Source organism: Bradyrhizobium sp. WYCCWR 13022 (assembly GCF_030435535.1).
In the GTDB taxonomy this organism is placed as follows: domain Bacteria; phylum Pseudomonadota; class Alphaproteobacteria; order Rhizobiales; family Xanthobacteraceae; genus Bradyrhizobium.
This window is the reverse complement of the sequence record NZ_JAUIZJ010000001.1, coordinates 85,640-102,763: the sequence shown is the minus strand read 5'-3', so window position 1 is coordinate 102,763 and position 17,124 is coordinate 85,640. Positions and strand designations below refer to the sequence as shown.

General features: G+C 64.9%; 20 protein-coding genes. 12 read left to right on the top strand and 8 right to left on the bottom strand.

The window, feature by feature from the left end:
* Positions 1–183: 183 nt before the first annotated feature.
* Positions 184–570 carry a response regulator gene (locus tag QY049_RS00535; RefSeq protein ID WP_194482682.1) on the top strand — a complete coding sequence of 129 codons (387 nt, stop codon included), beginning with the start codon at positions 184–186 and terminating at the stop codon, positions 568–570.
* A 79-nt stretch (positions 571–649) separates the two neighbouring features.
* On the opposite strand, the gene QY049_RS00530 is transcribed toward QY049_RS00535, so the two are convergent.
* The 5 genes from QY049_RS00530 to QY049_RS00510 form a co-directional block, all read right to left on the bottom strand.
* Positions 650–1,768 (bottom strand): branched-chain amino acid ABC transporter substrate-binding protein, encoded by a 1,119-nt coding sequence (locus QY049_RS00530; RefSeq protein ID WP_194481967.1) that lies wholly within the window; start codon positions 1,766–1,768, stop codon positions 650–652.
* Positions 1,769–1,918: 150 nt separating this feature from the next.
* Entirely contained in the window at positions 1,919–2,662 is a 744-nt protein-coding gene (locus tag QY049_RS00525; protein WP_194481968.1) for an ABC transporter ATP-binding protein, read from the bottom strand.
* Positions 2,659–3,489, bottom strand: coding sequence for an ABC transporter ATP-binding protein (locus QY049_RS00520; protein WP_194481969.1), 831 nt, complete (start codon positions 3,487–3,489; stop codon positions 2,659–2,661). The genes QY049_RS00525 and QY049_RS00520 overlap by 4 nt, the downstream gene beginning before the upstream one ends.
* Positions 3,486–4,811 (bottom strand): high-affinity branched-chain amino acid ABC transporter permease LivM, encoded by a 1,326-nt coding sequence (gene livM, locus QY049_RS00515; protein ID WP_194481970.1) that lies wholly within the window; start codon positions 4,809–4,811, stop codon positions 3,486–3,488. The genes QY049_RS00520 and livM overlap by 4 nt, the downstream gene beginning before the upstream one ends.
* Before the next feature lie 12 nt (positions 4,812–4,823).
* On the bottom strand, positions 4,824–5,741 hold the full coding sequence (locus QY049_RS00510; protein WP_194481971.1) for a branched-chain amino acid ABC transporter permease LivH: 918 nt from the start codon (positions 5,739–5,741) through the stop codon (positions 4,824–4,826).
* 290 nt (positions 5,742–6,031) lie between these two features.
* On the opposite strand from QY049_RS00510, the gene QY049_RS00505 reads away from it, so the two are divergent.
* On the top strand, positions 6,032–6,223 hold the full coding sequence (locus QY049_RS00505) for a hypothetical protein (RefSeq protein ID WP_194481972.1): 192 nt from the start codon (positions 6,032–6,034) through the stop codon (positions 6,221–6,223).
* Between the two features lie 192 nt (positions 6,224–6,415).
* On the top strand, positions 6,416–6,946 hold the full coding sequence (locus QY049_RS00500; protein WP_194481973.1) for a hypothetical protein: 531 nt from the start codon (positions 6,416–6,418) through the stop codon (positions 6,944–6,946).
* On the opposite strand, the gene QY049_RS00495 is transcribed toward QY049_RS00500, so the two are convergent.
* From QY049_RS00495 to QY049_RS00485, 3 genes are all read right to left on the bottom strand, one after another.
* On the bottom strand, positions 6,908–7,300 hold the full coding sequence (locus tag QY049_RS00495; protein ID WP_128950978.1) for a carboxymuconolactone decarboxylase family protein: 393 nt from the start codon (positions 7,298–7,300) through the stop codon (positions 6,908–6,910). The genes QY049_RS00500 and QY049_RS00495 overlap by 39 nt on opposite strands.
* A gap of 126 nt (positions 7,301–7,426) precedes the next feature.
* Positions 7,427–8,209 (bottom strand): 3-oxoadipate enol-lactonase, encoded by a 783-nt coding sequence (gene pcaD, locus QY049_RS00490; RefSeq protein ID WP_194481974.1) that lies wholly within the window; start codon positions 8,207–8,209, stop codon positions 7,427–7,429.
* A gap of 15 nt (positions 8,210–8,224) precedes the next feature.
* Positions 8,225–9,580: a 3-carboxy-cis,cis-muconate cycloisomerase gene (locus tag QY049_RS00485; protein WP_194481975.1), complete on the bottom strand. Its 1,356-nt coding sequence runs from the start codon at positions 9,578–9,580 to the stop codon at positions 8,225–8,227.
* Between the two features lie 184 nt (positions 9,581–9,764).
* On the opposite strand from QY049_RS00485, the gene QY049_RS00480 reads away from it, so the two are divergent.
* The 9 genes from QY049_RS00480 (at position 9,765) to QY049_RS00440 (ending at position 17,117) form a co-directional block, all read left to right on the top strand.
* Positions 9,765–10,211: a carbon monoxide dehydrogenase subunit G gene (locus QY049_RS00480; RefSeq protein ID WP_194481976.1), complete on the top strand. Its 447-nt coding sequence runs from the start codon at positions 9,765–9,767 to the stop codon at positions 10,209–10,211.
* Positions 10,212–10,350: 139 nt separating this feature from the next.
* Complete coding sequence (locus QY049_RS00475) at positions 10,351–10,836, top strand: (2Fe-2S)-binding protein (protein ID WP_194481977.1); 486 nt, start codon at positions 10,351–10,353, stop codon at positions 10,834–10,836.
* A 30-nt stretch (positions 10,837–10,866) separates the two neighbouring features.
* On the top strand, positions 10,867–11,673 hold the full coding sequence (locus QY049_RS00470) for a xanthine dehydrogenase family protein subunit M (protein WP_194481978.1): 807 nt from the start codon (positions 10,867–10,869) through the stop codon (positions 11,671–11,673).
* A 64-nt stretch (positions 11,674–11,737) separates the two neighbouring features.
* Positions 11,738–12,646 carry a MoxR family ATPase gene (locus tag QY049_RS00465; protein WP_188095444.1) on the top strand — a complete coding sequence of 303 codons (909 nt, stop codon included), beginning with the start codon at positions 11,738–11,740 and terminating at the stop codon, positions 12,644–12,646.
* Positions 12,647–12,785: 139 nt separating this feature from the next.
* Positions 12,786–13,988, top strand: coding sequence for a VWA domain-containing protein (locus QY049_RS00460; protein WP_194481979.1), 1,203 nt, complete (start codon positions 12,786–12,788; stop codon positions 13,986–13,988).
* Between the two features lie 11 nt (positions 13,989–13,999).
* A complete protein-coding gene (locus tag QY049_RS00455; RefSeq protein WP_008564652.1) occupies positions 14,000–14,323 on the top strand; it encodes an XdhC family protein in 324 nt (107 codons plus the stop codon).
* Positions 14,324–14,325: 2 nt separating this feature from the next.
* Entirely contained in the window at positions 14,326–15,027 is a 702-nt protein-coding gene (locus QY049_RS00450) for an XdhC family protein (RefSeq protein WP_194481980.1), read from the top strand.
* On the top strand, positions 15,024–16,628 hold the full coding sequence (locus tag QY049_RS00445) for an NTP transferase domain-containing protein (protein WP_194481981.1): 1,605 nt from the start codon (positions 15,024–15,026) through the stop codon (positions 16,626–16,628). The genes QY049_RS00450 and QY049_RS00445 overlap by 4 nt, the downstream gene beginning before the upstream one ends.
* Positions 16,629–16,727: 99 nt before the next feature.
* Positions 16,728–17,117 (top strand): DUF4189 domain-containing protein, encoded by a 390-nt coding sequence (locus QY049_RS00440; protein WP_194481982.1) that lies wholly within the window; start codon positions 16,728–16,730, stop codon positions 17,115–17,117.
* Positions 17,118–17,124 lie beyond the last annotated feature (7 nt).

Below are 17,124 nucleotides of genomic sequence, written 5' to 3'. Positions count from 1 at the left end.
TGGGCGCGTGTCCTGAGGGGATGTGTCTGCGACTCAACCGAGGGTTACAGCTTACTTAACTCGGACAGGATATCGGAATAGGGAATCGGTAAGGTTGGCTTTACTGGACCGATCCATACTGCCTTGGCGCACGCCGCCGTTCGGATTGACCCAATTGATGATACGAATCCGGGAGTTGTTCCCATGCCCCGTGTCCTTGTTATCGACGACCAGAAGGACGTCCGCGCCATGGTCTCGATCGTGCTCCGGGTCAACCGTTATGACGTCGTTGAAGCGGAGAGCGGTGCGGCCGGCCTGACAGCCTTCGGCGAAGACGTTTTCGACGCGGCGATTGTCGACATTTTCCTGACTGACGCCAGCGGTATCGAGGTCATGGCCGCGATTCGTGATCGGGTTCCCGGATTTCCGATCGTGGCAGTGTCAGGCATGACGGCGCTGGATTTCATGGGCGAGGCGCCGGGCCTCGACGGCGTCGTCTGTCTGCAAAAGCCGTTTCGGCCGAACGACCTGTTGCAAGCGATCCGGAAGGCGCAGCAAGCGGCGGGCGGCGAACTGTCCGCAGCCGTCTGACGGTGCCCCCGAAGGAAAAAACGCCCCGGCGAACCGGGGCGTTGACGTCGATAATGGGCGAAAGGTCGGGTGCCCAGTCTCAGGTGCCGTTGGCGTTGAGCTCGGCGTAGCCGCCCTTGGCATCCCACTTGTAGACGACATAGTCGATCTGCTTGATGTCGCCCTTGGCGTCATATTCGAGCGGACCAAGCACCGTATCCCACTTGCCGGCCTTGATCGTCGTCATGACCTTCTTGGCATCGGTGGTGCCGGCCTTCTTGACCGCCTGCGACCAGACCTGCATCGCGGCATAGGTGTAGAGCGTATAGCCTTCCGGATCGATGCCCTTGGCCTTGAAGGCCTCGACGATCTTCTTCGCGGTCGGCTTGTTGCGCGGATCTGGACCGAAGGTGAACAGCGTGCCTTCGCCGGCCGGGCCCGTGATCGATGCGTATTCCTTGTCGGCCAAGGCGTCGCCCGACATCAGGATCGTCTTCATGCCCTGGTCGCGCATCTGGCGCAGGATCAGGCCGGCTTCCTGATGATAGCCGCCGACATAGACGAGATCGATATTTTCCTTCTTCAGGCGCGAGACGATCGCGTTGAAGTCCTTGTCGCCCTTGTTGTAGGACTCGTTGAGCTTCTCGGTGACGCCGGCCTTGTTGAGCGCCTTCTTGGTCTCATCCGCCAGACCCTTGCCGTAGGTGGTCTTGTCGTTGAGAATCGCGATGTTCTTGCCCTTGAAGTTCTTGGCGATGTACTGCGCCGCAATCAGGCCCTGCTGATCGTCCCGGCCGCAGACGCGCGCCACGTTCCACAGCTTGCGCTCGGTGAACAGCGGGTTGGTCGAGGCGGGCGTGATCTGGAGGACGTTACCGTCGGCGTAAGCTTCCGAAGCCGGGATCGACGACGACGAGCAGAAATGGCCGGCGACGAACGGGATCTTCGCGCCCGCGATCTTTTCGGCGACCGAGCGGGCCTGCTTGGGATCGCAGGCGTCGTCCTCGGCATCGAGCACCAGCTTCTTGCCGGCAACGCCGCCGGCTGCATTGATGTCGGCCACCGCCAGGTCGGCGCCGTTTTTCATCTGGCGGCCGAAGGCGGATTCGGTGCCGGTCATTGGGCCCGCGACTGCGATGGTGAGGTCGTCTGCGAACGCCGCCGTTGACAGCGCAACCGACGCGCCGAATGCCAGACCGATGAGTTTAAGTGATTTCATGAGATACCTCGCGGGTGATCGCCTGTGGGAGCTGCCGGGCAAGCCCGGTTCAAACCGGCGCCATTCTTCAATGAATTTTTCGAGAAGTCACCGGCAAAATACGGGCAGTTGCAAAGATATCTCGCCGTGTTCGTCCGCACGCGAGGGCCGTCAGGCGTGCCGGCCGCCTTCGAGATAGGCGGCGCGAATCTCGGGGCGCTGCAACAACTCGGCGCCTGTTCCGGCCAGCGTGATCAGGCCATTGACCATGACGTAGCCGCGGTGGGCGAGCTTCAGTGCATGATTGGCGTTCTGCTCGACGATCAGCACGGTCAGGCCGTCCTGGCGGTTCAGGGTGCGGATCGCATCGAAGATCTGCCGGGCGATGAGGGGGGCGAGCCCCAACGAGGGTTCATCGAGCAGCAACAGGCGCGGCCGGCTCATCAGCGCGCGGCCGATCGCCAGCATCTGCTGCTCGCCACCCGACAGGGTCCCGCCGCGCTGCATGACGCGTTCCTTCAGCCGTGGGAACAGCGCGAACACGCGCTGGAGGGTGCTGTCCCGTTCCGCCTCGGTGCAGCCGGTGGCGTCGGCGCCCATCTGAAGGTTTTCCGCGACGCTCATCCGCGGGAAGACGCGGCGGCCCTCCGGCGACTGGGCGATGCGCAATTGCGCGATCTGATGGGTGGGGACCGAGGTGATGTCCTTGCCTTCGTACAGGATCTGGCCGGCGCGGGCGCGCGGCTTGCCGAAGATCGTCATCATCAGCGTCGACTTGCCGGCACCGTTGGCGCCGATCAGCGCGACGATCTCGCCCGAATTGATCTCGACGTCGACGCCCTTCAGCGCCTCGATCTTGCCGTAGGCGGCGCGCAAGCCGCGGATCGCGAGCAGGGGAGTGGAAGCCGCGGTCACGACTCGCTCTCCATCACCGCAGCGGCCTCTTCCTCGTCGGTGCCGAGATAGGCGGCAATCACCCTGGGGTCATCGCGCACCTCGCGTGGCGAGCCTTGCGCGATCTTCACGCCGTGATCCATCACGACGATGTGGTCGGAGATCTCCATCACGACCGACATGTCGTGCTCGATCAGCAGGATCGAGGTGCCCTCGGCGCGGATCGAGAGCAGCAGCTCGCTCAAGGCGGCGCTCTCGCGCGCGTTCAGGCCGGCGGCAGGCTCGTCGAGGCAGAGAAGCGCAGGGCCGGTGCACATCGCGCGGGCGATCTCGAGCCGGCGCTGATCGCCATAGGAGAGGTTGCCCGCGGCATCGTCGGCGCGGTCCAGGAGGCCGACCCGTTTCAGCCAGCGGGTCGCAAGCGCGATGGCGTCCTGTTCGGCGCTGCGATAGGAGGGCACGCCGATCAGGCCGAGGAATGTGAAGCCCGAGGCCCGCATGAGCGTGTTATGCTGCGCCACCATCAGATTTTCCAGGGGCGTCATGCCCGGAAACAGGCGGATGTTCTGGAAGGTGCGCGCGATCTTCGCCTGCTTGGAGATGCGAAAATCCTTCAGCCGCTCGATTGCAAATTGGCTGCCATTCGCATGCGTCAGGCTGATGGAGCCGGCGGTCGGCTTGTAGAAGCCGGTGATGCAGTTGAACACCGTCGTCTTGCCGGCGCCGTTCGGTCCGATCAGCGCGGTGATCTTGCCGCGTTCCGCCGTGAAGGACAGCTCCTGGACGGCGACGATGCCGCCGAAGCGCATGGTGAGCTGATCGACGCTCAGAATCCGGTCGGTGCTCATCCGTGCCCCTCCTTGACGAGATCGGAGGAGATGGCTTGTGCCTTGGTCAGATACACGGTCGGCGCGCGATGGCCGATCAGGCCGCGCGGCCGCCAGATCATGATCAGGACCATCGCCATGCCGAACACCAGCATGCGGTAGGTCTCGAGGCCGCGGAACAGCTCGAAGCCGCCGATCATGGTGAGCGCGGCGAGTGCGACGCCGAGCTGCGAGCCCATGCCGCCGAGCACGACGATGGCGAGCACCAGCGCCGATTCCTGGAAGGTGAAGGATTCCGGGCTGATGAAGCCTTGCCTTGTTGCGAAGAACGCGCCGGCGAAGCCGCCGAACAACGCGCCGGTTGCGAAAGCGGTCAGCTTTGTGGTGGTGATGTTGATGCCGAGCGCGCGGCATGCGACCTCGTCCTCGCGCAACGCCTCCCAGGCGCGACCGATCGGCAGGCGCCGCAGGCGGATCGTCACCCAGTTGGTGAGCAGCGCCAGCGCAAGGATCAGATAGAACAGGAAGACGATGCGGTGGGTCGGCGAGTAGTCGATGCCGAGCTTTGCCGCCAGCCCGTCGTCGCTGTTGTCAAGCGGGATGCCGAACAAAGTGGGGCGGGGAATATCCGAGACGCCGTTCGGCCCGCCGGTCAGATCCTGCCAGTTGATGATGACGAGCCGGATGATCTCGCCGAAGGCGAGGGTTACGATGGCGAGATAGTCGCCGCGCAGCCGCAGCACCGGAAAGCCGAGCATCACGCCCCAGAGCGCGGCCAGCATACCGGCGAGCGGCAGGCAGACCCAGAACGACCAGCCGAAATTGGTCGCGAGCAGGGCGTAGGAATAGGCCCCCACCGCATAGAAGGCGACGTAGCCGAGATCGAGGAGCCCCGCGAGCCCGACCACCACGTTCAGTCCCCAGCCCAGCATCACATAGGTGAGGACGAGGATCGCGAGGTCGAGAATGTAGCGCTGATTGTAGAAGATCACCGGCACCAACAGGGCGAAGACGAGAAGCGCAGGCGCGAGGAACCTGCCGAGATATGACATGCCGCGCTGCACCACCGGCGGCACCAGCTTCTCCGCGCCGGCCGGCCCGATCCACTGCCGCAGCAATTCAAGGACGATGGAGCCACCGAAGACGAGGCCGACGATGGAGGCGAGATCGCCCAAGCGCGTCCAGTAGATCAGCTGCCCCTCGGGGCCGGCCTCGGTGCGGATGCCGATCATCAGCGAGAACAGCACCAGCGCGACGAACGCACTGAGGAAGGCTTTTTTCAGGATGAACGGGATGTCCGTTGTGCGGCTGACATGCGTGGTTTCGGTTGAAGGGGCTGTCACGCGCTGGGCCTGTCAGACTTTTTCGACTTCGGGACGGCCGAGCAGGCCGGTCGGCATGAAGATCAGGACGATGATCAGGATCGAGAAGGCGGCGACGTCCTTGTACTCCACGGAGAAATAAGCCGACCAGAAGGTTTCGATCAGGCCGATCGCAAGACCGCCCAGTACCGCGCCGGGCAGCGACCCGATGCCGCCCAGCACGGCCGCGGTGAAGGCCTTGATGCCGGCGACGAAACCCATGTTGAAATCGACCTGGCCGTAATAGAGCAGGTACATCATGCCGGCGACCGCGGCGAGCGCCGCACCGATCACGAAGGTCATCGAGATGGTGCGATCGACGTCGACGCCGAGCAGCGCCGCCATGGTCTGGTCCTGCTCGCAGGCGCGCATGTCGCGCCCGAGCCGCGTGCGCGAGACGAGCCAGGTGAAGATCAACAGGAGCACGATCGTGGTGACCACCACCACGATCTGCATGTTGGAGAGCCGCACCACAAAACCGTCGGCACCTTCATGCAGCGTGTAGCCGCCGGTGATGATCGGGGGAACCGGCTTGACGCGGGCGCCTTGGGCGACCTGCGAATAGTTCGACAGCACGAAGGACATGCCGATCGCCGACAGCATCGGCGCAAGACGGAAGGAGTGCCGCAGCGGCCGGTAGGCGATGCGCTCGACTGTCCAGCCATAGAGTGCGGTGACCGCCATCGCGACCAGCAGAACGACCAGCAGGATCAGTGGGATCGCGGTCAGACCGAGCGAGACCAGAATGAGGAAAGAGATCAGTGCGATGAAGCCGCCGACCATGAAGATGTCGCCATGAGCGAAGTTGATCATGCCGACGATGCCGTAGACCATCGTGTAGCCGATCGCGATCAGGCCGTAGATGGAGCCGAGCACGAGGCCGTTGATGAGCTGCTGGGCGAAATAATCCATGCGCTGCCGTTACCCAAACCTGACGCGATTGAAAGGGAGGAGTTCGAGAGAGTGTGTACGTTTCTTCTCGGGCCCCGGCAGCCCTTGAGCGTTCTTCCTATTTTGTAACAGGAGGGAACTGGCGGCTGCAACTGGCCATGTCTTGTCAAAAAGGCTTGTACAGAGGTCATTTTGGTGACTGACGTCAGCTTCCGGTTCCCGCAACCGCGAGGAACCGGGATCCGCAGGGCAACCAAATCAGCCGCCGGCTGTTGTCTCGCTACTTGCGTCCAACAAGGGAGTTTCCCCCAATGACGAAGCAGCAAAACCAGAATCCGGGCCAGCAGAACCAGGGTGCCGGCCAGCAGCGCCCAAGCCAGCAACCGGGGCAGCAGCAGGGTGGCGGCCAGAAGCCCGGACAGCAGCAGCAGCACGACCCAATGCGCCAGGGCGACAAGCCCGGCCAGCAGCAGGGCGGGCGGCAGGACAACAGATTGGATTGAACGCCCAAGCGTAACGTGGACAGGCGTAACGTCGAGTGGGCCCCGCCAAGAGGCGGGGCCTTTTTCTTTGGATGAACCGCCCAGCCGGGCGATTAAGGTAAACGAAGGGTTTAAATTGCCGCCACAGTCCGATGCGAGTTAGCTCCCGGCAACGCCTTCTGTCGAAGGCGCGTAGACGAAGCGGGAAGCGGCATGTTCAGGAATTGGCGGATCGGCTCGATCAACGGCGCGGTGCTGGCGGCCTATTTCATTCCGGCCTGGACGCTGGTCGCCTTCAGCATCTTTGTGGCGCCGGTGCATGGCCTCTATGAACGGCCGAGCGTCGCGGTTGCGCTGTTCCTCAGCGATCACCTCCAGATGTCCGGCATGAGCACGGTGCGTGCCGCCTGGCTGCTGGCGCTCGGACGGCTGACCGTCGTGGCGTTCTTCGCGATCTATCTCGCGCTGCTCGCCATTCCGCGCACCCGCAAGAGCGGGGCCAGCGATGAGGCGCTCGGCATTGCGCTGGCGATCGGCAGCCTGATCTCGTTCGCGAGCATGGTGATGGCTTCGAAGGTCGGGGAGATGGCCGCACTTCGCCTGCACGCCACCGAGCTGTTGCTCCTGCTCAGCGCCGCCATCGTCTTGGTGATCGAACGGCCGGCGCCCGCGCCGAAGACCGTGGACGCTACGGAAACCGTGCCGCTAGCCTTTGACGAGGCCGAGCTCCTGCACAATCGCTGAGGCTTCCTTGACGGCGTGGTTCGCCGCGGGAACGCCGCAATAGATTGCCTGCTGCAACAGGATTTCCTTGATGTCGTCGGGGGTGAAGCCGCCCTCGGCCAGCGCCGCGCGCACATGCAGGCGGAATTCATCCCATTGTCCGAGTGCGACCATGGTGCCGATCACCAGCACCCGCCGCGTGCGCTCGTCGAAATGCGGCCGCGTCCAGATCTCGCCCCAGGCGTAGCGCGTGATCATGTCCTGGAAGTCGGTGTTGAAGGCATTGCGGTTGGCGATCGACTTGTCGACCCAGGCATTGCCCAGCACCTTGCGGCGTACGGTCATGCCGGCATCGCGGCGTTTCTGGTCGTCCATTCTATCCTCCAGTGAGTCATTCCGGGGTGCCTCGAGGAGGCGAGCCCGGAATCTCGAAGTGGCGAACTGCGGATCGAGATTCCGGGTTCTATGCTTCGCATCGCTCCGGAATGACGATGTGCGTCGTCAGCGCTGCGTCAAAAATCCCACCACCGCGTCCGTGAACGCGTGCGGCTGCTCGACGTTGGAAATGTGGGCGGCGTCGATGATGGTCATGCTGGCGCCGGGAATGTTGGAGCGGATCAATTCGCCCGCCGAGATCGGCGTCGCCACGTCGTGGCGGCCGGCGATCACCAAAGTCGGGCTCTTGATGTCAGGAAGCAGCGCGCGCTGGTCGAGCGTCGACAGCGCCTCGCAACAGGCGAGGTAACCCTCGACGGGGGTGGCGAGCAGCATCGCCTTCATCCTTGCAGTGATATCTGGCTCGCGCTCGCGGAAATCCTGGGTCAGCCAGCCGGCGATCACGCCGTCAGCGACCGCGGCGATGCCGCCTTTCTTCACGGCATCGATGCGCTCCAGCCATTTGGTCGGCTCGGCATAGTAGCAGGAGGTGTTGGCGAGGATGAGCTTGCCGAATCGTTCAGGCGCGTTGGCGCCCAGCCATTGCCCCACCATGCCGCCCATCGACAGTCCGCACCAGTGCACCTTCTCGATGTTGAGATCGTCGAGGATCGCAAGCACATCGCGGCCGAAGCGCTCCATCGTATAGGGGGCGGGCGGGACATTGGACTTGCCGTGGCCGCGGCGGTCGTAGCGAATGACGCGGAACACCTGCGTCAGCGCCTTCATCTGCGGCTCCCACATCTGAAGCGTGCAGCCGAGCGAGTTGGAGAGCATCAGGGTCGGCCCGCCGTCGCGGCCCTCGACGGAGACGTTGATCAGGCAACCGTCGGCATCGATCATGGGCATGCGGCGTCTCCGTATCTATTCGCGATCGAGGCTGCCGAGCAGCCGGTCGATCAGAGCTTGAGAGGCCCCTTGATAGGCCATCGGCTCGAACAATGCCGCAATTTTCTCCGGCGCGAGATGCGTGGTGACCTGCGAATCGGCCGAGAGCACCTCGCGCAGGTGTTTCTTCTCGGCGACCGCGCGCTTGCTCGCCGCCTCGATCAGATGATGCGCGTCGCTCTTGCCGATCTTGTCGGCGAGCGCAAAGGTGACGGCCTCCGCCATGATCAGCCCATGCGTCGCATCGAGATTGCTGCGCATGCGCGCGGCATCGACATCGAGCCCTTCGGCGATGTCGACGATGGCGGCGAGCGCGCCCGAAGTGACCAGCATCAATTGCGGCAACGTCGGCCATTCCGCGTGCCAGGGACCTGCGCTGCGCTCGTGGTCCTGCACCTGCGCAGCGAATATCGTTGCGGCAAGCTGGGGCGCCATGGTCGCGCAGCCGAGCGCGCTTGCGGCGGCGACCGGGTTGCGCTTGTGCGGCATGGTCGAGGAGCCCCCGCGGCCTTCGCCGGCGGGCTCGAACGCTTCGCCGACGTCGGTCTGCATCATCAGCGAGACGTCGCGCGCGATCTTGCCGCAGCTTCCGGCGAGGATCGCAAAGCTAGACGCGGCTTCGGCAATTCGATCGCGATGGGTGTGCCAGGGCGCCTCCGGGAGCGGCAAGTTCAGTTCCTGAGCCAGCCGTTCGGCGACCGCGAGCCCCTTGTCGCCGAGCGCTGCGAGCGTGCCGGCGGCGCCGCCGAATTGCAGCGCCAGGCCCTCGCGACGGAGCCGCCGCAGGCGGCAGCGGGCGCGGGCGAGGCCCGAGGCGTATTCAGCGGCCTTCAATCCGAACGGCATCGGCAGGGCGTGCTGCAGCCAGGTCCGGGCCACCATCGCGGTGTTGCGATGGCGCCGGGCCAGCGCAGCAAAGCCATTGATGGCGCGGCTGAGGTCGGCGTCCAGCGCATCGATTGCTGCGCGCAGGGTCAGCATGGTCGCGGTGTCGATGACGTCCTGGCTGGTCGCGCCCCAATGCACGTAGCGCGCGGCCTCGCCGTCGGCCTTGCCGACTTTGGCGGTCAGCGTCTTGACCAGGGGAATTGCGAGATTGCCAGACCGGGTCGCGGCTTCCGCCAGCGCGGCCATGTCGATGGTTTCGGCCTTGCAGGCCGCTTCGATCGGGCCCACCGCTGACGCGGGAATCACACCGGTGGCAGCCTCGGCCCGGGCCAGGGCTGCCTCGAAATCGAGCATGTTCTGCAGGATGGAGCGGTCGTCGCAGACGGCTCGCATGGCCGTACTCGACAGCATCGGCGCAAGCAGGGGGGAGAGGGCTGTGCTCATGTTGCGCGGGACCTAATCACCATGCTCCGGCTCTGCCAATCCCTGACGGGCCACACAAGACTTTTTGCAGGTGCGAATATGCATTGCACGTGACCGGGGGCTGCCCTTTCCTTTGCGGGCTCCGTGCGTTACTTGAGCAATATTATTCCTGTGTGATCCAAGTCTGACATCCCGGAGGCATCCCATGGCCATGACAATGAATGGCGAAGTCCAGCTTGCGGCGCCGCGCGAGGCCGTGTGGGAAAAACTCAACGACCCCGCGGTGCTGAAGGCCTGCATCCCCGGCTGCGAGGAATTGGAGAAGACCGACGACGGTGGTTTTCGCGCGACGGCGAAAATGAAGGTCGGCCCGGTCTCGGCGCGCTTCAAGGGTAAGGTGATGCTCAGCGATCTAGACCCACCGAACGGCTACAAGATCTCGGGCGAAGGCGAGGGCGGCGTGGCCGGCTTTGCCAAGGGCGGCGCAGCCGTGAGGCTTGCCGAGAAGGATGGCGGCACGCTGCTCTCCTACGACGTCGAGGCGCAGATCGGCGGCAAGTTGGCGCAGCTTGGACAGCGCCTGATCAACGGCACCGCCAAGAAGCTGGCCGACGAGTTTTTCGCGAATTTCGCCAAGGCGGTACAGGGCTAGAGGGTATCGCCTATTGTCATGGCGGCTTGCGTCCCGGGCAATGTTGCCCCAGCGGACAATGGCCCATATGATGGGTTGGAATAATTATAAAAAAGAACCGCTTCGACGGGACCCGTCGGGGCGCTGATAGAGAGTGCTTATGGCAAAAATCTCCCTCATCGTGAACGGCAATCCTGTTACCGGCAATGTCGACCCGCGTACGCTTCTGGTGCAGTTCCTGCGCGAGAATCTGCGGCTGACCGGCACCCATGTCGGCTGCGACACCTCGCAGTGCGGCGCCTGCGTCGTGCATCTCGACGGCAAGGCCGTGAAGTCCTGCACCACGCTGGCCGTGATGGCCGACGGCCACGAGGTCAGGACCATCGAGGGACTGGCGGCCGACGGCGCGCCGCTGCATCCGATGCAGGAAGCCTTCCGTGAGCACCATGGTCTTCAGTGCGGCTTCTGCACGCCGGGCATGATCATGACCGCGATCGACATCGTCCATCGCAAGGGCCACGAGCTCGACGACCATACGATCCGGGAAGAACTAGAAGGCAATCTCTGCCGCTGCACCGGCTACCAGAACATCGTCGCCTCGATCGCCGCCGGCGCGAAGGCGATGGCGAAATCCGATCTCGCGTAACCGCGCGCCCTCCGCGATCAGGACACCCTCATGTACGAATTCAAATACCACCGCCCCGGGACCGTGCGGCAGGCTGCCAATCTCCTGGTAAAGAACGAAGACGCCAAGGTGATTGCGGGCGGCCACACGCTGATTCCCGTCATGAAGCAGCGGCTCGCGAGCCCGCCGCATCTGGTCGACCTCTCCCATATCGAGGGATTGAACGCGATCGAGATGAAGGGCCGTTCGCTGGTGATCGGCGCCACCGCCAAGCATGCCGAGGTCGCGACCTCCGCCATCGTCGGCGAGGCTATCCCAGCGCTTGCCAATCTCGCCAGCCAGATCGGTGATCCCGCGGTGCGCCACAAGGGCACGATCGGCGGCTCGCTCGCCAACAACGATCCGACTGCGGATTATCCGGCCGCCGTGCTTGCGCTTGGCGCGACCATCGTCACCAACAAGCGGCGTCTCAAGGCGGAAGAGTTTTTCCAGGGCCTGTTCTCCACCGCGCTGGAAGCCGACGAGATCATCACCAAGGTGATGTTCCCGCTGCCGAAGAAGGCCGCCTACATCAAGTTCCGCAACCAGGCTTCGCGTTACGCGCTGGTTGGCGTCTTCGTGGCGCGGCGTCCCTCGGACGTGCGGGTCGCTGTCACCGGCGCCGGCTCGGACGGCGTGTTCCGCGTCGAGGCCTATGAGGAGGCGCTGAAGAAGCGGTTCTCGTCCAAGGTGCTCGACGGCATCGAGGTGCCGGCGGAAGGGCTGAACAGCGACATCCATGGCAGCGCCGAATACCGCGCCCATCTCATCGGCGTGCTGACGCGGCGCGCCCTCGACGCCGCCAACGCCAAGGAGTAAGTCCTCCTCACGCTCTGGCCGAATACTTGCCCGTTGTGAGGGCGTAGCGAGACTGGCTCTTTACATGACCTCAGCGACCCTGCCGGCATCGGTCGATGCGATGCTCGAACTCCTGACTTCGCGCGGCTATCTCGCCGAGCGGTCGCTGGCGACGGTGACGTATCTGTCGCTGCGCATGGGCCGGCCGCTGTTTCTCGAAGGCGAGGCCGGCGTCGGCAAGACCGAGATCGCAAAGGTGCTGTCGGCGGCGCTGGGACGGAAGCTGATCCGTCTCCAGTGCTACGAAGGCCTCGACGTCTCTTCGGCGGTCTATGAGTGGAACAGCGCGGCGCAGATGATCGCGATCCGGATGGCGGAAGCCGCCGGCGACACCGATCGCGAGCAGCTATCGAGCGACATCTTCGCCGACCGCTACATGATCAAGCGGCCGCTGCTCCAGGCGCTGGAGCCTGACGTTGCCGGTCCGCCGGTGCTGCTGATCGACGAGCTCGACCGCGCCGACGAGGCGTTCGAGGCGTACCTCCTGGAAATCCTCAGCGACTTCCAGGTGACGATCCCCGAATTCGGCACCGTGAAGGCGCCGCATCCGCCGATCGTCATCATCACCTCCAACCGCACCCGCGAAATTCACGACGCGCTGAAGCGGCGCTGTCTGTATCACTGGGTCGACTATCCCGCCGCCGAGCGCGAGCTCGCGATCGTCAAGACCCGCGTGCCCGGCATCTCCGCCAAGCTGTCGCAGCAGGTCGTCCGCTTCGTGCAGGCGCTGCGCAACCAGGACTTCTACAAATCGCCTGGCGTCGCCGAGACCATCGACTGGGCCACCGCGCTGTCCGAGCTCGACGCCCGCTCGCTGACCCCGCAAGTGGTCGGCGACACGCTGGGCGCGCTGCTCAAATACCAGGACGACATCACGCGGATGCAGGGCGACACCCTGCAGAAGGTGCTGAAGGAAGCGACGAGCGAGAATTGACGCGCGTGCGTCATAACGAACTCGTCATCCCGGGGCGTGCGTAGCGCGAGCCCGGAATCCATACTCCCGATCGTGGTTATGGATTCCGGGCTCGCCGCTTGCGCGGCGCCCCGGAATGACGGGAAGATGGGAAACCACCATGGCCATCAACCACCTCGCGCCTGACAAGACGGAGCAATTCGCCGACAACATCGTCGGCTTTGCCCGCGCGCTGCGCGCGACCGGCATGCCGGTCGGCCCGGGTGCGGTGATCGATGCCATGAACGCGCTGCAGGTAATCGACATCGGCAGCCGTGCCGACGTCTTCACCACGCTGGAGGCGATCTTCGTCAAGCGTCATGAGCATGCGCTGATCTTCAAGCAGGCCTTCAACCTGTTCTTCCGCGCCTCCGAAGAGTGGAAGCACATGCTGGATTCGGTGCCGTTGCCCGATGGCGCCAAGAAGAAGCCGCCAGCCGCCGCGCGCCGCGTGCAGGAGGCGATGTCGCAGCCGCGCATGACGGAGACGCCGCAGCACCAGGAGCAGGATCTGCGCCTGTCGGTCTCCGACAAGGAGATCCTTCAGAAGAAGGATTTCGCGCAGATGAGCGCCGCCGAAATCGCCGAGGCGCTGCGTGCCATCCAGATGATGCGGCTGCCGCAGGCGGAGCTCCTGACCCGCCGGCACCAGCCCGATCCGCGCGGCCTGCGGCTCGACATGCGCCGCACGCTGCGGGCGTCGTTGCGCACCGGCGGCGACATCATCGACATCCATCGCCTCGGGCGGATCGAGAAGCCGGCCCCGATCGTGGCGCTGCTCGACATCTCCGGCTCGATGAGCGAGTACACCCGCCTGTTCCTGCATTTCCTTCATGCCATTGGCGATGCGCGCAAGCGCGTTTCGGTGTTCCTGTTCGGCACGCGGCTGACCAATGTGACGCGCGCGTTACGCCAGCGCGATCCCGACGAGGCACTGGCGAGCTGCTCGGCGGCGGTCGAGGACTGGGCCGGCGGCACCCGCATCGCGACCTCGCTGCACAACTTCAACAAATTGTGGGCGCGCCGCGTCCTGAGCCAGGGCGCCATCGTGCTGCTGATCTCCGACGGGCTGGAGCGGGAGGCCGATTCCAAGCTCGCCTTCGAGATGGACCGGCTGCATCGCTCCTGCCGGCGGCTGATCTGGCTGAACCCGCTGCTGCGGTTCGGCGGCTTCGAGGCCAAGGCCCAGGGCATCAAAATGATGCTTCCGCACGTTGACGAATTCCGCCCCGTGCATAATTTGAGTTCGATCCAGGAGCTGATCACCACGCTCTCCCGGCCGCTGCCGCCGCATCACCGCAGCCTGATCCGCTCCGCAGCCTGAGAGGCCAAGCCATGCTCGATCGCGACGAGGACATTCTGAAGGCGGCGGAGGACTGGCAGAAGGCCGGCCGTGGCGTCGCACTGGCGACCGTCGTCGAGACCTGGGGTTCGGCCCCGCGCCCGGCGGGCTCGAGCCTGGTCATCAACGACGAGGGCACGTTTCTGGGGTCTGTCTCCGGCGGCTGCGTCGAGGGCGCCGTGGTCACCGAGGCCATGGACGTGATCGAGAGCGGCAAGCCGAAGATGCTCGAGTTCGGCGTCGCCGACGAGACCGCCTGGAATGTCGGACTGTCCTGCGGCGGGACCATCCGTGTCTTCGTCGAGAAGGTCGGCTAGCCGTGAAGCTCGCAATCCTCCACGAACTCAACGCCGAGCGTGCCGCGCGGCGGCCGGTGATTTTGGTGACGGACACCGAGAGCGGCGAGCAGCGCCTGGTAAAGGCGGCTGACTTCGCCAAGGACCCGCTGCGCGCCGAGCTGGACAAGCAGCTTCGCATGGGCAAGAGCGCCAATGTCGAGGCCGGCGGCAAGAAGCTGTTTTTCAACGTCTACGCGCCGACGGCAAAGCTCGTCATCGTCGGCGCGGTCCATATCAGCCAGGCCCTCGCGCCGCTCGCGCGCTCGCTCGGCTATGACGTCACTGTCGTCGATCCGCGCACAGCCTTTGCGAGCCCCGAGCGCTTCCCCGACATTCCGTTGGTCGCGGAGTGGCCTGATACCGCGTTGCCGCCGCTCAATGTCGACGCCTATACGGCGTTCGTCGCCGTGACGCACGATCCCAAGATCGACGATCCGGCGCTGCTGCATGCCTTCGAGCGCAACTGCTTCTATATCGGCGCGCTCGGCTCGCGAAAGACGCATGCCAAGCGCGGCGACCGGCTCCGGGCGCAGGGCGCAAAGGACTCTGACATCGCGCGCATCCACGCGCCCATCGGCCTTGCGATCGGCGCGGTCTCGCCGTCCGAGATCGCGGTGTCGATCATGGCCGAGATCACGGCGGTGCTTCGCCTGCCACCCAAAGAAAAAGAAGAAGCGGCATGAAGTTCGGCCCGGCGAGCCCGAGGGATGCGATCGGCGGGGTGACCGTCCACACCCTGCGCCAGGGGCCGCTGGTGCTGAAGAAAGGCACGACGATCGGGCCTGCCGAGGTCGAGGCGCTGGACCGTGCCGGCATCAAGGACATCGTCGTGGTGCGCATGGAGGCGGGCGACGTCTCCGAGGACGTCGCGGCCGCCAGCATTGCGCTCGCCATCGGCGGCGAGGGCATTCATGTCGAGCGCGCCTTCACCGGCCGCGCCAATCTGTTTGCCGCGCGCCCGGGCCTGCTGGTGATCGACCGCGCTGCCGTAGACCGCGTCAACAATGTCGACGAGGCCATCACCTTCGCCACCCTCTCCGCCTACAAGCCGGTGGTCGAAGGCGAGATGGTCGGCACGGTCAAGATCATCCCGTTCGGCGTTGAAGGAAATTTGCGCGATGCCGCGGTGAAGGCCGCCGGCAAGGACGTGCTGAAAATCGCGCCTTACGTGATCAAGCGCGTCGGCGTGGTCTCGACGCTGTTGCCGGGGCTTTCCTCGAAGGTGATCGACAAGACGCTGCGCGTCACTGCCGAGCGGCTCGCGCCGGCCGGCGCTACCATCATCGCCGAACGGCGGGTGCAGCACGACGAGCGCGCGCTCTCGGCTGCGATCAAGGAGCTGCTCGCACTCGGCGCCGAGCTCGTGATCGTGTTTGGCGCCTCTGCAATTGCCGACCGCCGCGATGTGATTCCGGCTGCGGTGACCGAGATCGGCGGTGAGATCGAGCATTTCGGCATGCCGGTCGATCCCGGCAATCTGTTGCTGATCGCGCGCGCCGGCAGCGTGCCGGTGCTGGGTGCGCCCGGCTGCGCGCGCTCGCCGGTCGAGAACGGGTTCGACTGGGTGCTGATGCGGCTGCTCGCCGGCATCAAGGTGACGCGCTCCGAATTGATGGGCATGGGCGTCGGCGGCCTGCTGATGGAGATCGTGACGCGGCCGCAGCCGCGAGCCAAGCCCGAGACCGAGGGTAACAGCCAGGTCGCGGCGATCGTGCTCGCGGCGGGCCGCTCGACCCGCATGGGCGGGCCGAACAAGCTGCTTGCCGAACTCGACGGCAAGAAGCTGGTGCGCATCGCGACCGAGCAGGCGCTGGCTTCGAAAGCCTCCGAGGTGATCGTCGTCACCGGTCATCAGACCGAGCTCGTCGAGCAGGCGTTGCAAGGCTTGAACGTACGCTTCGTCAAGAACCCGGATTTCGCGGGCGGCATCGCGAGCTCGGTGAAAGCAGGGATCGCGGCCGTGTCCGAAGCGTGCGACGGCGCCGTGGTTTGCCTCGGCGACATGCCGCTGATCGATGCCGGCCTGATCGACCGCCTCATCGACGGCTTTGCGCCTGATCGCGGCAACCTCATCGTCGTGCCCGTGAGCGAAGGCCGCCGCGGCAATCCCGTGCTATGGTCGCGGCGCTTCTTCAAGGAGTTGATGACCCTCGACGGCGATGTCGGCGCGCGGCACCTGATCGCCAGGCATACGGAAGCCGTCGCCGAAGTGCCCGTCGACGGCGAAGGCGCCTTCCTCGACATCGACACGCCGCAGGCGCTGGAAGCCGCACGGCGCGGATAGCACCTCGCAATCGTACCAATTTCAACCCCCCGTTCACCATCTGGAAACGACCGCCGCTTAGAGTCCTCGCCACCTGCCTTGGGGGGAGGGGTTTTTTCCATGGCTTCGAGTGTCGTCGCGCGCCGTTGCGCGATGTTTTTCTTTGGGTTGTCGGTTTGTGTCGCCGGCGCCCGTCACATCACCGCAGCGCATGCGGCCGGCGCGTTTGCCGTCGGCAAATGCGGCGCCTACGGCCAGGCCTATGATTACGGTGCCGAGCACGAAGCGCGTGCCGCTGCTCGAAAGCAGTGCAAGGGCGAATGCACGACGGTGACGATGAAGCATGCCTGCGCGGCGATGTCGGTCGACATGGCCAACCCCTGCGGCGCCTATGGCTACGCCGTGAAGCCGAAGATCTCGGCCACGCTCAATGCCGCCACGCGCGAATGCTACAAATATGGCGGCAAGGAATGCGTGATCCGCGCCTGGGCCTGCGACGCCAAAGGCTGATCAACGA

Bases quoted from the DNA above. Each gene is read 5' to 3' on its own strand.
- QY049_RS00535 (WP_194482682.1), top strand. From the start codon at position 184: ATGCCCCGTGTCCTTGTTATCGACGACCAGAAGGACGTCCGCGCCATG.
- QY049_RS00530 (WP_194481967.1), bottom strand. From the start codon at position 1,768: ATGAAATCACTTAAACTCATCGGTCTGGCATTCGGCGCGTCGGTTGCG.
- QY049_RS00520 (WP_194481969.1), bottom strand. From the start codon at position 3,489: ATGAGCACCGACCGGATTCTGAGCGTCGATCAGCTCACCATGCGCTTC.
- QY049_RS00510 (WP_194481971.1), bottom strand. From the start codon at position 5,741: ATGGATTATTTCGCCCAGCAGCTCATCAACGGCCTCGTGCTCGGCTCC.
- QY049_RS00505 (WP_194481972.1), top strand. From the start codon at position 6,032: ATGACGAAGCAGCAAAACCAGAATCCGGGCCAGCAGAACCAGGGTGCC.
- QY049_RS00500 (WP_194481973.1), top strand. From the start codon at position 6,416: ATGTTCAGGAATTGGCGGATCGGCTCGATCAACGGCGCGGTGCTGGCG.
- QY049_RS00495 (WP_128950978.1), bottom strand. From the start codon at position 7,300: ATGGACGACCAGAAACGCCGCGATGCCGGCATGACCGTACGCCGCAAG.
- pcaD (WP_194481974.1), bottom strand. From the start codon at position 8,209: ATGCCCATGATCGATGCCGACGGTTGCCTGATCAACGTCTCCGTCGAG.
- QY049_RS00485 (WP_194481975.1), bottom strand. From the start codon at position 9,580: ATGAGCACAGCCCTCTCCCCCCTGCTTGCGCCGATGCTGTCGAGTACG.
- QY049_RS00480 (WP_194481976.1), top strand. From the start codon at position 9,765: ATGGCCATGACAATGAATGGCGAAGTCCAGCTTGCGGCGCCGCGCGAG.
- QY049_RS00475 (WP_194481977.1), top strand. From the start codon at position 10,351: ATGGCAAAAATCTCCCTCATCGTGAACGGCAATCCTGTTACCGGCAAT.
- QY049_RS00470 (WP_194481978.1), top strand. From the start codon at position 10,867: ATGTACGAATTCAAATACCACCGCCCCGGGACCGTGCGGCAGGCTGCC.
- QY049_RS00465 (WP_188095444.1), top strand. From the start codon at position 11,738: ATGACCTCAGCGACCCTGCCGGCATCGGTCGATGCGATGCTCGAACTC.
- QY049_RS00460 (WP_194481979.1), top strand. From the start codon at position 12,786: ATGGCCATCAACCACCTCGCGCCTGACAAGACGGAGCAATTCGCCGAC.
- QY049_RS00455 (WP_008564652.1), top strand. From the start codon at position 14,000: ATGCTCGATCGCGACGAGGACATTCTGAAGGCGGCGGAGGACTGGCAG.
- QY049_RS00445 (WP_194481981.1), top strand. From the start codon at position 15,024: ATGAAGTTCGGCCCGGCGAGCCCGAGGGATGCGATCGGCGGGGTGACC.
- QY049_RS00440 (WP_194481982.1), top strand. From the start codon at position 16,728: ATGGCTTCGAGTGTCGTCGCGCGCCGTTGCGCGATGTTTTTCTTTGGG.